The organism is Streptomyces sp. NPDC058469, from assembly GCF_042721125.1.
Lineage (GTDB): Bacteria > Actinomycetota > Actinomycetes > Streptomycetales > Streptomycetaceae > Streptomyces.
This window is the reverse complement of sequence record NZ_JBHXME010000150.1, coordinates 14035-27351: the sequence shown is the minus strand read 5'-3', so window position 1 is coordinate 27351 and position 13317 is coordinate 14035. Positions and strand designations below refer to the sequence as shown.

11 protein-coding genes are annotated in these 13317 nt (G+C 69.9%); 2 read left to right on the top strand and 9 right to left on the bottom strand.

Annotated features, from left to right (window positions below; genetic code table 11):
* From ACFWP5_RS41340 to ACFWP5_RS41310, 7 genes are all read right to left on the bottom strand, one after another.
* Positions 1 to 1148: glycosyltransferase (locus ACFWP5_RS41340; protein ID WP_384169343.1), on the bottom strand; the 1148-nt coding region annotated here is incomplete at its 3' end.
* 324 nt (positions 1149 to 1472) lie between these two features.
* Positions 1473 to 2501: an aldo/keto reductase gene (locus ACFWP5_RS41335; RefSeq protein WP_384169334.1), complete on the bottom strand. Its 1029-nt coding sequence runs from the start codon at positions 2499 to 2501 to the stop codon at positions 1473 to 1475.
* Positions 2502 to 2574: 73 nt separating this feature from the next.
* Complete coding sequence (locus ACFWP5_RS41330) at positions 2575 to 3723, bottom strand: serine hydrolase domain-containing protein (protein ID WP_384169331.1); 1149 nt, start codon at positions 3721 to 3723, stop codon at positions 2575 to 2577.
* Between the two features lie 116 nt (positions 3724 to 3839).
* Complete coding sequence (locus ACFWP5_RS41325) at positions 3840 to 5618, bottom strand: TIGR03767 family metallophosphoesterase (RefSeq protein WP_384169327.1); 1779 nt, start codon at positions 5616 to 5618, stop codon at positions 3840 to 3842.
* 271 nt (positions 5619 to 5889) lie between these two features.
* Positions 5890 to 6357 (bottom strand): NUDIX hydrolase, encoded by a 468-nt coding sequence (locus ACFWP5_RS41320; RefSeq protein WP_384169325.1) that lies wholly within the window; start codon positions 6355 to 6357, stop codon positions 5890 to 5892.
* A 10-nt stretch (positions 6358 to 6367) separates the two neighbouring features.
* Positions 6368 to 7258, bottom strand: coding sequence for a pyridoxamine 5'-phosphate oxidase family protein (locus ACFWP5_RS41315; protein WP_384169340.1), 891 nt, complete (start codon positions 7256 to 7258; stop codon positions 6368 to 6370).
* A 29-nt stretch (positions 7259 to 7287) separates the two neighbouring features.
* A complete protein-coding gene (locus ACFWP5_RS41310) occupies positions 7288 to 7740 on the bottom strand; it encodes a VOC family protein (RefSeq protein ID WP_384169322.1) in 453 nt (150 codons plus the stop codon).
* Between the two features lie 135 nt (positions 7741 to 7875).
* Between ACFWP5_RS41310 and ACFWP5_RS41305 the strand changes: the two genes are divergently transcribed.
* Both ACFWP5_RS41305 and ACFWP5_RS41300 read left to right on the top strand, forming a co-directional pair.
* On the top strand, positions 7876 to 8415 hold the full coding sequence (locus ACFWP5_RS41305; RefSeq protein ID WP_384169337.1) for a CGNR zinc finger domain-containing protein: 540 nt from the start codon (positions 7876 to 7878) through the stop codon (positions 8413 to 8415).
* A gap of 113 nt (positions 8416 to 8528) precedes the next feature.
* Positions 8529 to 11831, top strand: a complete 3303-nt coding sequence (locus ACFWP5_RS41300; protein ID WP_384169319.1) for a S8 family serine peptidase — start codon at positions 8529 to 8531, stop codon at positions 11829 to 11831.
* Between the two features lie 54 nt (positions 11832 to 11885).
* On the opposite strand, the gene ACFWP5_RS41295 is transcribed toward ACFWP5_RS41300, so the two are convergent.
* Positions 11886 to 12650, bottom strand: a complete 765-nt coding sequence (locus ACFWP5_RS41295; RefSeq protein WP_384169317.1) for a hypothetical protein — start codon at positions 12648 to 12650, stop codon at positions 11886 to 11888.
* A gap of 1 nt (position 12651) precedes the next feature.
* Positions 12652 to 13173, bottom strand: a complete 522-nt coding sequence (locus ACFWP5_RS41290) for a sigma-70 family RNA polymerase sigma factor (RefSeq protein ID WP_384169314.1) — start codon at positions 13171 to 13173, stop codon at positions 12652 to 12654.
* Positions 13174 to 13317: the final 144 nt, after the last annotated feature.

Below are 13317 nucleotides of genomic sequence, written 5' to 3'. Positions count from 1 at the left end.
CCGTCGATGAGGGCGGCGTAGGAGGCGATCATGCGCGTACGGCTGAAGCGTTCGCGGCTGCGGGCGTGGGCCTTGGCGAACTCCGCGCGGCCTGCGACCGCCTCGGTCCAGGCCGACGCGACGGCGTCCGGGTCGGGGGGCGTGATGATGCCGTGCCCGGCGACGATGGACGCGCTGTCGCCGACGTCGGTGGCGACGGGTACGGCCCCGCACATCATGCCCTCGATCAGGCACAGGGGCGCGGCCTCGCCGAAGGACGAGGTGAGCGCGACGACGTCGGACCCGGCGTAGACGGTCTCCATGTCCCGCCGTACGCCGAGGAGATGAAGCCGGTCGCCGAGTCGCTCCCGTTCCTCCCCGAAGGCGTCGTCGATGTCGGCGGAGAGGGCGGGTTGGTCGTGGTCGGTCATGCCGGCGCCGCACATCAGCACATGCCCGGCCGGTTCGCGCCGTAGCCACTCGTTGGCGGCGCGGAGGAAGAGCGGGATGTTCTTCATCGTGGCGTAGCGGGCGGCGAAGACGACGACGGGGGCGGTGTCCGGAATACCGAGGGAGGCACGCAGGGCGAGCCGCCGGGCGGGATCCGGCCGGAAGCGGAACAGGTCCACGCCATTGGGGATGACGTGGAGGACCTCGGGCGGGATGCCGGCGGCCTGGTAGGCGTCGCGGGTGGACTCCGCGCAGCAGACGGCGGCGACGACCTTGCCGTCGGCGATGGCGGCTTTCAGTTCGTCCAGGGCGGTGCCCGAGTGTTCGGGGTCCGAACGGTGCAGGCACACGACGGCGGGGCGGCGGGGCAGGCCCGCCTGGTTGAGCAGCGAGAGCGGCTGCTCCTTGAGCGACAGGACGACGTCGGCGTCGGCCAGGGCGCGGGCGGCGTCGGCGAGCTCGGGCCCGGTGAACCCCACCGTGGCCTGATCATCACCGCCGCCGAAGCTGCGGCCGAGGGTGGAGACGCCGACGCCGGCCGCGGTCAGCTGTTGGTAGCAGGCGTCGTTCTCCATGGCCTGCCGGGTTGCTTCTCGGTGTACTTCTCCGTGGATGCTGAGCACCGTATGGTGCTGGCCGCCCTCCACCAGTCCCAGTACGACGTCGCTGTGGACGATGCGGGCTCCTCCGGAGAAGAACCCCTCGTAGACCGACAGCACGTGCAGCTCGTGTCTAGCGCGCACACGACCACCCGCCTTGCGTATGAATCGAGCCATCCCCGTGAACAGCGGGTTAGCCGTTATGAGGCGGCACGGACATTTCGTCGGAATGAACTGGGCGTCTCGTGTCTGGGTCCGGTTGGTTATCCGGGGGTCAATTGGTACGGGGGCCTACGGCGAGCTGGACACGAACCGTCTTTCCGATGTCTCCGCGCAGAAACCGATCAAGGGATTCGGAGAGCCGACCGCGGGGGGCGTGGGGTAGCTGGTGGACGCCGTTCCTCGCCCGACTCCGCAAGACGGACTCACGCGACTGATGGCAGGTCAGGCCGCGGTGCGCTCCTCAGCCGTACGCCTGCGCAGCCCAGACCGCTGGATGGCCGGCGGCGCGTACGCCATGTCGAGGGTTCCGACGTCCGTGCCGGGCGGCACCAACTCGTCGATCTCGTCGAGGAGTTCGTCGGACAGGACGGTGTCCGCGCCCGCGAGCAGGTCGTCGAGGTGGGCCATCGTGCGAGGGCCGATGATCGCCGAGGTGACACCGGGGTGGGCGATCGCGAAGGCCATGGCCAGGTGGGTGAGCGGGAGGCCCGCCTTCTCGGCGAGGGCTACGAGTTCCTCGACCGTGTCGAGCCGGTGTTCGTCGGTGAGGTGCTTGAAACCGAAGGCCGAGCGGTGGGTGTCGGCCTGCTGGGCCTTGCGGTAGCGGCCGGTCAGGAGGCCGCCGGCCAGCGGGCTGTAGACCAGGGCGCCCATGCCGTAGCGCTCACAGACCGGCAGCACCTCGCGCTCGATGCCCCGGTTGAGGATCGAGTACGTCGGCTGTTCCGTGCGGAAGCGGACCAGGCCTCGCCGCTCCGCCACCCACTGTGCCTCGACGATGTCCGAGGCGGGGAAGGACGACGTGCCGACCGCCCTCACCTTGCCCGCGCGCACCAGATCGGTGAGGGCGGAGAGGGTTTCCTCCACGTCCGTGTCCGGCTCGGGGCGGTGGATCTGGAACAGGTCGACGTGGTCGGTCCCGAGACGGCGCAGGGAGTCCTCCAGGGCGCGGACCAGCCAACGCCGGGAGTTTCCACGCTGGTTGGGGTCGTCGCCCATCGGAAGGTGCGCCTTCGTGGCCAGTACGACGTTGTCGCGGCGACCCTTGAGCGCCTTGCCGACGATCTCCTCCGACTCGCCGCGCGAGTACGCGTCGGCGGTGTCGACGAAGTTGATGCCCGCGTCCAGCGCCTTGTGGATGATCCGGACGGAGTCGTCGTGATCGGGATTGCCGATGGCGCCGAACATCATCGCGCCCAGGCAGTAGGGGCTGACCTTGATGCCGGTGCGGCCCAGCGTGCGGTAGTGCATGATTCTCCCCAGGTAAGCGGAACAGCGTTCCGGAACAGCATACGGAACGCTGTTCCGCTTATGCAAGAAGACCTCACTTACCGCAGAACTCCGCCACCACCACCGCCCCGGCGTCCCCCGACCAGTCCCCGTTGAAGTTGAACGCCAGGGAATGGCGCCCGTCCGCCGTCGTCACGGCCACGGACGAGGAACCGTGGATGCCTCCGTCGTGGCCCCAGACATGGACACCGCAGGGCAGGGTGATGTCGGCGAGGCCGAGGCCATAGCGGGTGTCGCTGCTGTCGGCGCCCGTCGGGACCGTCGCCTTCATCTCCTTCAGCTGCTTCGGCGGCAGCAACTCGCCCCGCACCAGCGCGCCGTAGAAGCGGTCCAGGTCGGACGAGTCGGAGATCAGTGAGCCCGCGGAGGAGGCGATGGTCGGGTTCAGTCGTGTGACGTCGTACGTCGGGCCCGTGGCGGTCTGTGCCAGCTTGCTGTAGGCGTGGCTGCTGGGCTGCGGGACCGTGATCCTCGCGCCTGGGAGTGAAGTCGCCTTCAGGTTCACGGGGTTGATGATGCGGTGGCGGATCTCCGTCGCGTACGAGTGGCCGGTGACTTTCTGGATCACCATCCCGGCCAGCACGTAGTTCGTGTTGGAGTAGTTCCACGACGTGCCCGGTGCGAAGTCCGGCTTGTGGGTCATGGCGATCGCCACCAGGTCGGCCGCCGTCTTCGTGTCGTAACGGTGTTGGAAGAACCCGTCCTTGGTGAAGTACGTGGCGCCGAAGTCGTCGTCCGCCGTGTAGTTGAAGATGCCGCTCGTGTGGTTCAGGAGCTGGCGCAGGGTGACTTTCGTGCCGTCGTGGCCGTTGCCCTCGACCACGCCCGGCAGCCATGTGGCCACCTTGTCGTCGAGCGACAGGCGTCCCTCCGCCTCCAGTTGGAGGATGACCGTCGACACGAACGTCTTGGTGATGCTGCCCACCCGGTAGCGGTCGTCGGTCGAACGCGGCTTGCCGGTGCGGAGGTTGCCCACGCCGGCTGTCGTCGACCACGTGCTGCGGCCGTCCTTCACCGTCGCCGTGACGCCGGGTACGCCGATGTCGATGGCCGCCTGGATGGCCTTACGGGTGGCCGTGTGGTCCTGGTGCTTGCCGGCGGGCTCCGCCGCCGTCGCGGGTCCCGCCAGTGCGACGGACAGCGCCACCGCCGTCGTGGCCATGAGTGCTGTACGAACCCTCATGTGTGTTCCCCCTTCGTCGAGCCCGGGCGGCTCGGTCAGGGGGAGGGACCCGAGGGCATGTGGCCAAGGTTGCCCGGGTGTACGCCAGTTGAGTGAGTTTCGGCCCTTCTGAAGCTTCAGCCCTTCTTGAGGAGCAGCTCCGTGTTGCGGTCCTTCGCGTCGCCGCCCAGCACCGTGCTGGAACCCGGTGCGTTGTACGACAGTTCGCGGTACAGGGCCGCCAGGCCGGTCTGGGTGAGGTCGGAGAAGTCGGTGCGGTGCGGGGCCGCGGACTCGATCAGCGTGGTGAAGAGGGACAGCGTGCCGTCCTTGTTGTCCACCAGCTCGATGACACGGGCGAGTTGGGGATAGTCGACGTGCGAGGCGGTGGAGATCTCCCAGAAGCTGCGGCCGTCGGGCGCCGAGTGCGGGGTGATGACGTTGCGGTGGATGTGGCCGTTGACCCAGGCCAGCACGTTGGGATGGCTGCCGAGGAGGGCGATGACCGCCGAGCCCTCGTAGCGGCGCTCGGTGGGGTGGGCCGGGTCGGGGCGGGTGTTGTCCATCGACTTGCTGGTGTGGTGGCTGAAGATCACCGCGTACGAGTCCTTGTTGTCGCGGAGTGTCTTGTCCAGCCACCTCAACTGCGTTGCCCCGATGGACCCTTCGTAGTGGCCGCCCGCGTCCGTGGTGTCGAGGCTGATGCCGATCACGTCGTCGGCGATACGGAACGCGTAGTACTGGGTGCCCGCGTCGACGTTCGCGGAGGAGTAGCCGTGACCGACCGGGCCGAGGCCCTGGTAGGCCGGGTCGAGGTGGGCCTTGAGGTACTCGGCGGAGGTGTACGGGGCGCGGTTCTCGTCCGGCGTGATCGACCGCGCGGAGCGGGCGTGTGCCTTGAGGAAGTCGCGGTAGCCGGTGCCCTTGGGGTCCTTCGCGTCCCGGATCGAGTTCTGCAGCTTCTTCGCCTCGGCCGCCGTCGCGGTCATCAACTTCTTGCCGCCGATGGCGAGTTCGGTGAGGTAGGGGTCCGCGTGGGAGCCGAAGCAGCCGAGCGGGAGCGCGTCGTGGTTGCCGACCGTCGAGTACCAGGGCAGGTTGAGGCCGGGGCTGCGGACCTCGCGGATCGCGGCGGCCAGGAAGCCCTTGAGGTGCGGGAAACCGACCTGCTTGTCGCCGTCGCGCAGGGTGGATTCGGGCTGCCAGTACAGCTTGAGGCCGCTGTTCTGGACACCCTCGTAGTGGCGCGGGTCACCGGTGTTGGGGGTGAACCGCCCGCCGCTCATGATCTTCATGAACCATTCCAGCTCGGACTTGGCGTTGTTGTCCGTGTTGTCGCCGGTGGTCATGACGAAGTGCAGCGGGGAGCCGGTCACCGGGGCGCCGCGCAGCGCGTTGACCCGCTCGACCAGCGAGATCCCGCCCTGCACGGTCAGCGCCTCGTGCGGGCGCCAGGCGTGCTTGTCGGTCGAGCGCAGGTACTCCAGGCGCAGCGGGTGCTGGCTGTCCATCAGGTGCAGATCGGTGAACTGCACGAACGACGCGAGTGCCGTACGGCGGCCCGCGCGCCCGGACTTGGCGTTGGCGAGGTCGCCGCGCACGACGCGCTTCCACCCGGCGCCGTCGCCGAGCCGGCGGTAGCCGGAGCTGGTGCGCGGGGCGGCGACCGTCGCGAGGGTGGTGCCCTTGGTGTACGGGGCGAGAGGTGCGGCCGGTGCCACGCGGGAGTGCGCCACGGGCGCCTCGGCGGCGGTGTTGGCGCCATCGGCGGTGGCGGTGGCGGTGGCGGCCTGGCTGTCGGTGGGCCGGAGGGCGTAACCGACGCCCGCGGAGACGGACACGGCCGCGGTGGCGGCGAGGACGGTACGGCGGTTGACCCCCAGCGCGGAGCTGGCGACAGAGCGTGTGCGCGACATGGCGCGATCTCCCCGAGTACGAACTGCGTCGGCAGTGGTCGCGGGGGTTCGCGGCGATCGGTTCTCGATCGCGGTCGCGAACTTCCCGCTCGTACTGGATGCTTGGCATCGGGGATGACCTGCGCGTAAACGAGACGGCAACGCGTGGCGCCGATCACCGTACGTGGATCTTGGCGCCCCCTGTGCGTTCGTGAACGCTCGTCGGACCGCCGGGAGGCGGCTACTCCGTGTTCATCTGCCGGGGTACTGAAGCTATTCCGGGACCGTTCCGCTACGGCTTTCCGGGGAGCCCGCTCTCGACCCGTCCGACGGCCGGCCGCTCCCGCCACAGCCGCAGCGCCACGTCGATCAACCGGACCCGGGTGAGCCCGGGTACGTCGTCCAGCGGGTGCCAGGCGGCCATGTCGGTCGACCCGCCGACCTCGTTCCGCAGCTCGCCGCCGACGATCCCGGCCTCGTAGACAATCCGGACGCCGTGGTGGTCCACCTTGCGCCTGTAACTCCACGGGAGGACGTGGTGAGTCGTGTCCACGCCGAGGAGACCGGTGACCTCGACGTGGTAGCCGGTCTCCTCCTCCAGCTCCCGTACGACCGTGTCGTTCGGGTGCTCGCCGTGGTCCATGCCGCCGCCGGGCAGCACCCACTCGTATCCCCCGCCCGCGGCCGGTGACCGGGCCAGCAGGAGCTGTCCGTCCCGGACGCAGACGGCGTAGGCGGCGACTCTCAGCTTTTTGCGCATCCGGCAGACGTTAATGCGCCGGGTCCGGATTGGCAGGTGAGTATTCGGGCGCGGACCAGCGCAGAGGGATCGCGGCGGCGCTCTCGACGACCTCGGTGAGGGTGAAACGCACCCTGCGCTCCCCCTCCCCGTCGAACTCCGTCCTTGCCTCGCCGGTGAGTTGGAGTGCGCTGCCCGTCGTCCAGTCGAGGAAGAGGAGTCCCGCGCGCGGGTCGGCGAGCAGGTTGCCCAGGCTCAGGAACATGGCGTTGCCCGCGTAGTCCGGCCAGACCAGCTCGTGGGGTGAAGTCGCTTGTACGAAGCCCGGGTTGCCGCCCCGGTGGCTGGCGTCGGCGCCGTGCTCGTGGACGGTGGCGAGGAAGAAGGTGTCGGCCGCCGCGATGAACTCGGCCTGGGCGGCGGTCAGTTCAGCGCTACGCCGGGGCCGCGCGGGCACGCGGCCGGCGACCGTCTCGTAGGACTCTCTGCGCTGGATGTACTTGGGGCAGTTGGAGAACACGCGGACCGCCTCGATCGCCAACCCCCGTGCGGTACGCCGGAGTCGGCCGTCGACTCGCATACGGCGGCGGGTGCGGGGGTCGAGGGCGATGGTGCCGACCGGCAGGTCCCGCGCCTCGGCGAGGGCCGGGGTGAGGGGGTCGGTCGGGCGGGGGCCGCCTGTGATCGAGATCTGGTGCGGGCCCGTCGCCCGTACGAAGCCGGGGGCGCCGGTGAGCGGTGAGGCCCACACCCGGCCCGTCGCGGGGTCGGCGGCGCCCAGGATCAGGAGGGGCTGGAGTTCGAGGAAGGCGGCGGCCACGGGTTTGATGCCCTGGCCGATGATCTGGCCGACGTGGTCGGCGAATTCACGCACCCCCACCCGGTCCTGCACGGCGCGGGAGCCCGCGTGATAGGTCTCCATGGCCTCCATGGCCTCCATGGCCTCCATGGCTAGAAGAAGCCGCAGGTCGGGGCTTCGACGTGCGGGACCGGGGCGTCCTCGGCGCCGGTCGGCACCGAGATCTCCAGCCGGGTGCCGTCGGGGTCGTGGAAGAAGATGCCGCCGGAAGCCGCGCCCTCGCGGTGGGCGACCACGCCCTCGTACGCGAACTCGGCGCCGTAGGCCTTGAGCGCCTCCTCGTACCGCTGGACCCGCTCGATCGAGTCGGCCGCGAACGCCAGGTGGTGCAGGCCGGCACGGTCGCTGTCGTACGACCCCTGGGCCTGCTGCCAGAGGGTGAGGACGGGGCGGCCGTCGCCGTCGCCGTCGCCCAGGAACGCGTAACGGCGGTCGTCGTCCTTGCCCTCGGCGAGCACGGCGAAGCCGAGGACGTCTCGGTAGAAGGCGAGCGAGCGGTCGAGGTCGGTGACGTTCAGGCCGATGTGGCCGAGGTGCAGGGTCATGGGAAGCCCTTCGCTGACATAACCGTTGTCGGCGACTTTAACGGTTAGTCTCGGGGCGGGTCAACCGGTCACGTACTCTTGACCGGTTAGATCAGAAGGGAGCTTCCCCAGATGCCGAAGCCCAAGTCCAAGCCGATGCCCCTCGCCGAGGACCCCCGGCCGCTCGTCGGCGAGCCGCTCGCGCTCGACCTGCTCAACACGTGGTGGATGCGGGACGGAGTCCTCCAGGATCTGCTCACGATCCCGGGCGGGTTCGCCGTCTGGCTCGGCTCGAACGGGCTCGACGAGCGGTTCGCGGCCGATCCGATCACCCTGACGCACACCAACATCGCGCGCGGCGCGCTGAAGACGGTGGTGGACGGCGGCCGCACGGACGACCTCGACGCCGTACTCGGCATGGGACGCATCCGCGCCACCCTCACCGCCGACGGACCCGGCGAGGTGCCCGAGTTCGACGACCCCAGGTGGGGGCCCGGCTGGCTCGCCGCCCGCAGTTATCTGGAGCTGCTCTCCACCGCCCCCGACCGCATCCGCCGCTGCGCCCACGACACGTGCGTCCTGCGCTTCTTCGACACGTCGAGGAACGGCACCCGCCGCTGGTGCTCGATGGCGGCCTGCGGCAACCGCGCGAAGGCGTCCCGCCACTACGCACGTTCGAACCCCCGGAGCGAATAGGGGGTTTTCCCCACACGTTCATAGCGTTTCGGTCAACACTTCCCAAACAACCGTCCCTTGGGTAAAGCTGTGCCCTCGTCCGGCACTGGATTCTTCACCTACAAGGGATGCCGATGACCCTCTCCCACCAGAGACGCGTGGCCCGAATATCCGTGGCCGCCGGTCTCGTCGCCGCGCTCTCCGCGGCCGGGCCGATACCCATGGCCTTCTCCGCCGACTCGCCGCCCGCCGCCACTCCCGCGGACGCCACGGTCAAGTCCGCCGCCGCCAAGCTCGGTTCGGACGACGCCGACCTGCTCGCCACGGCCAAGGCCGACGGCGACAAGAACGTCACCATGATGATCGCCACCGCGCCGGGCGCGACCGAGCAGGTCGCCCAGCAGCTGGACGCGGTCAAGGGCGGCTCCGTGGGCCGCACCTACGACAAGCTCGGCTACGTCCGCGCCACCGTCCCGACCGGCAGGGCGGACTCGGCGATCGCCGCCGCCGCGAAGCTGTCCTCGGTGCACGCCATCGACCTCCGGCAGGAGATCGCCCTCGACGACCCGACGCCGAGCGCGGACACGGCCAAGGGTGCCAAGGGCGCCAACAAGGCCACCACCACGGCCACTTACTCGGCGCCGAACAAGAACACCCCCGCCGAGAACCCGTACAACCCGTCCTTCGAGACGGGCGCCGTCGACTTCGTGAAGAAGAACCCGAAGGCGGACGGCCGCGGCATCACGATCGGCATCCTCGACTCCGGCGTCGACCTCGGCCACCCGGCGCTGCAGAAGACCACCACCGGCGAGCGCAAGATCGTCGACTGGGTCACCTCGACCGACCCGATCGTCGACGGCGACCAGACCTGGCGCCCGATGGTGACGGCCGTGTCCGGCCCCAACTTCACCTACGGCGGCACGAGTTGGACGGCGCCTGCGGGTTCTTACGAGATCAGCACGTTCAAGGAGTCGTACACCACCGGCGGTGACGCGGCGGGCGACGCGAACCGTGACGGTGACACCACCGACTCGTGGGGCGTCCTGTACGACCCGACGGCCGGCACGGTGACGGTCGACCTGAACAACAACCACGACTTCGGCGACGACGCGCCGATGAAGCCGTACAAGGACGGTTACCAGGTCGGCTACTTCGGTACCGACAACCCGGCGACGGACGTCGTCGAGCGTCAGCCGTTCGTCGTGCAGATCAGCAAGGACGTACCGATGGACCCGTACGGCGGGTCCTGGGTCGGCAAGACCGCCGACTTCGTCAACATCGGCGTCATCGAGTCCGAGCACGGCACGCACGTCGCCGGTATCACCGCGGCCAACGGCCTGTTCGGCGGCAAGATGAACGGTGAGGCGCCGGGCGCGAAGCTCGTCTCCTCGCGCGCCTGCACCTGGTCCGGCGGCTGCACCAACGTGGCGCTCACCGAGGGCATGATCGACCTCGTCGCCAACCGCGGTGTCGACATCGTCAACATGTCGATCGGCGGCCTGCCCGCGCTGAACGACGGCAACAACGCGCGCGCTGAGCTGTACACCCGGCTCATCGACACGTACGGCGTGCAGCTCGTGATCTCGGCCGGCAACTCCGGTCCGGGCGCCAACACGATCGGCGACCCCGGCCTGGCCGACAAGGTGATCTCGGTCGGCGCCTCCATCTCGAAGCAGACCTGGGCCGCCAACTACGGCTCGCAGGTGGCGACTTCGTACCAGCTGCTGCCGTTCTCCTCGCGCGGCCCGCGTGAGGACGGCGGCTTCACGCCGACGCTCGTCGCACCCGGCGCCGCGATCAACTCGACCCAGACCTGGCTGCCGGGTTCCCCGGTCCCCGAGGCGGGTTACACGCTGCCGGCCGGCTACTCGATGCTCCAGGGCACCTCGATGGCCTCCCCGCAGGCCGCAGGCGCCTCGGCGCTGCTGCTGAGCGCCGCCAAGCAGAAGAACATCGCCCTCACCCCGGCGACCCTGCGCACGGCGCTGACCTCAACCGCCGATCACATCAAGGGTGTTCAGGCGTACGAGGAGGGCGCGGGCCTCATCAACATCGTGGACGCGTGGAAGTCCATCAAGGACGGCGCCACCTCCCACGAGTACACGGTGAAGGCTCCGGTCGACACGGCGATCGACTACGCGCTGAAGACCCCGGGCTTCGGCACGGGACTGTACGACCGCGAGGGCGGCCTCAAGGCCGGCGCGAAGAAGACGTACGACATCACCATCACGCGAACCACCGGCGCCGACAAGGCGGTTCGGCACGAGCTGCACTTCGAGAACAACGCCGGTGACACCTTCCGGATCGTCGGTTCGGACGAGGTCAAGCTCCCGCTGAACCAGCCGGTGACGGTCAAGGTGCAGGCGGCGCCCAGGAGTTCGGGCATCAAGAGCGCGATCCTGGAGGTCGACGACCCGAAGACCGAGGGCCTCGACAAGCAGATCCTCACGACGGTCGTGGTCTCCACCCCCGTCAACTACACCTACGCCACGGCGAATTCGGTGCAGCGCAACAGCACGCAGTCGTACTTCGTGACCGTCCCCGAGGGGGCGAAGGCCCTTGAGGTCGCGATGAGCGGGCTGAAGGACAAGAGCCAGACACGGTTCATCTCGATCCACCCGTACGGCGTTCCGGTCGAGAACACCGGCACCCCGTACTGCTACAACAACTACCTGGACGGCAACGGCTGCAAGCCCGACGTGCGTTCGTACGCCGACCCGCAGGCCGGCGTCTGGGAGATCGAGGTCGAGGCGCGCCGTACGTCGCCGCTGCTCGACAACCCGTACAAGCTGGACGCCACCGTCCTCGGCGCGGTCTTCGACCCGGAGACCGTGACCGTGCCCGAGGCCAAGGTCGGCGTCCCGGCCACCGCCTCGTGGAAGGTGACCAACAACTACGCGGCTCTGGACGGCACGTTGAAGGGCGGCCCGCTCGGCTCCTCGCTGACCGTGCGGCCCACCATCACCGAGGGCGTGACCCAGACCACCACGGTCGACGTCCCCGCCGGCGCCACCTCCCTGGACGTCGCCATCGGCAACGTCTCGGACACGGCGGCGGACCTGGACCTGACGGTGAAGAACGCCGCCGGGACGGTCGTCGGCACCTCCGCCGACGGCGACTCGGAGGAAGCGGTCTCCATCGCCAACCCGGCCGCCGGTACCTACACGGTCGAGGTCGCGGGCTACTCGGTGCCGTCCGGCTCGACCGCGTACGACTACCGGGACGTGTTCTTCTCCCCGGCGCTCGGCACGGTCACCGTCGACGACTCGACGCCGGTGAAGCTCGCCACGGGCGCCTCGGCGACCGTCTCCGGCAGCGTCACCGCCCTGGCCCCCGCTCCTGAGGGGCGCGAGTTCTTCGGCCAGGTGCAGCTGGTCAACGCCCACGGCACGGTCGCGGGCCTGGGCAGCGTGAAGATCGAGAAGGTCACGTCGTAGCACCACATGCGACAACCGGGGCGGGCGTCCGTACGGGCGCCCGCCCCTTCCCTGTCAGCCGGTCGGGCAGGTGGCGGTGCCGGGCCCGGTGAGCGCCTCGACGATCGCGGCACCGTCCGTGGCGACGGCGTCGTCACCGACGGCCCAGAGGGTCGCCGTCTCCGAGCCCTTCGGGACCCCGACCAGCACGTGCTGCCCCTGGCGCGGCGCCGGCTGCGCCCCCGCGGCCAGCACGACCGTGACGTCGGCCGGGCCGTGGGCGGGCCGGTAGGAGCGGGTGACGGCGAGCGTGACCCGTTTCCGGGGGTCGGAGCTCGGCCGCACCTCGGTCACCGTCCCCTCGACGAGGAGGCGGGAGCAGGCCACGTACAGCTCGGGGTCGGACAGCGCGCCCGAGGCCTCCGGCGCCTTGTCCTGCGCCGAGCCGGAACTGGTCTTCGCCCCCTGGTCCGCGCTGCTCGACGCGGAGCCCGAGATCCCGTTGTGCGCGACCAGCCAGGCGAGCCCGGTGATCATCGTGGCGACCACGGCCGTAGCGAGGGTGCCGTAGGCGAGGACACGCAGGCCGGGGTGGCGGCGTCGGGCGGGCCGCACCTCACGCACCGGCTTCGGCTTCGGTGGGGCTTCCGGTTCAGGCTGCGGTCGCGGTTCGGAGAGCGCGTGACCGATGAGCCCCAACTGCTCCCTCAACAGCGCCACTTCGGCCGTAGCGACCGTGTGCTCGGCCATGAACCCGGCGTCCGCGCGGGCCGCTTCCGGCAGTGGCTCGTCCGTGATCGCGGCCATCAGCGCGTCCACGCCGTCGTACTCGGCAGCCACGTCACACCACCTCGTCCTCGTGCAGGCGGTCGCGCAAGGCGCGGACCGCGGAGTGCAGCCGGCTCTTGACCGTGCCTTCCGGGATGCCGAGTTCCTCGGCGATCCCGCGCACGGGCAGGTCGGCGAAGAACCGCAGGACGAGGACCTGGCGGTGCTGGTCGGGCAGCTCGTCCAGGCCCTGCGCCACCGCCATGGACAGGACACTCGTGTCCTCGCCGGAGGGATGCTCCAGCTGGCGCAGGGAGGCCAGCCGCTCCCCCACCCGCTCCTGGCGGCGCTTGGCGCGGTGCCAGTCCATGGCGAGGTTCGAGGCGACGACCGCCGCCCACGCCGAGACGTCGCGCGGCGCCTCGTCGCCCTTCGCCGCCCGCTCCAGCAACCGCAGCCGTACCTGCTGGACGCCGTCCTGCAGATCCGTCTGCGGCACCCCGCCGAGCGCGAGCACCGCCCGCACCCGCCGCTCCTGGGCCGCGTCCAGAGGATCGTCGTCCTCCTGGACCCGGCGGGCCTTTCTGCGCAGCACAAGCCACCCCCTCACCGCGTTTCCTCTACGACGCCGGAGTGCGCGGAAACGTTCGGCGGGGCCCGGAAACGTTCGGAGGCGTACGTCACACCGGCCGGGCCGCGTCCCATTCCTCGGGCATGCGCGGCAAAGAATTGGACAGGC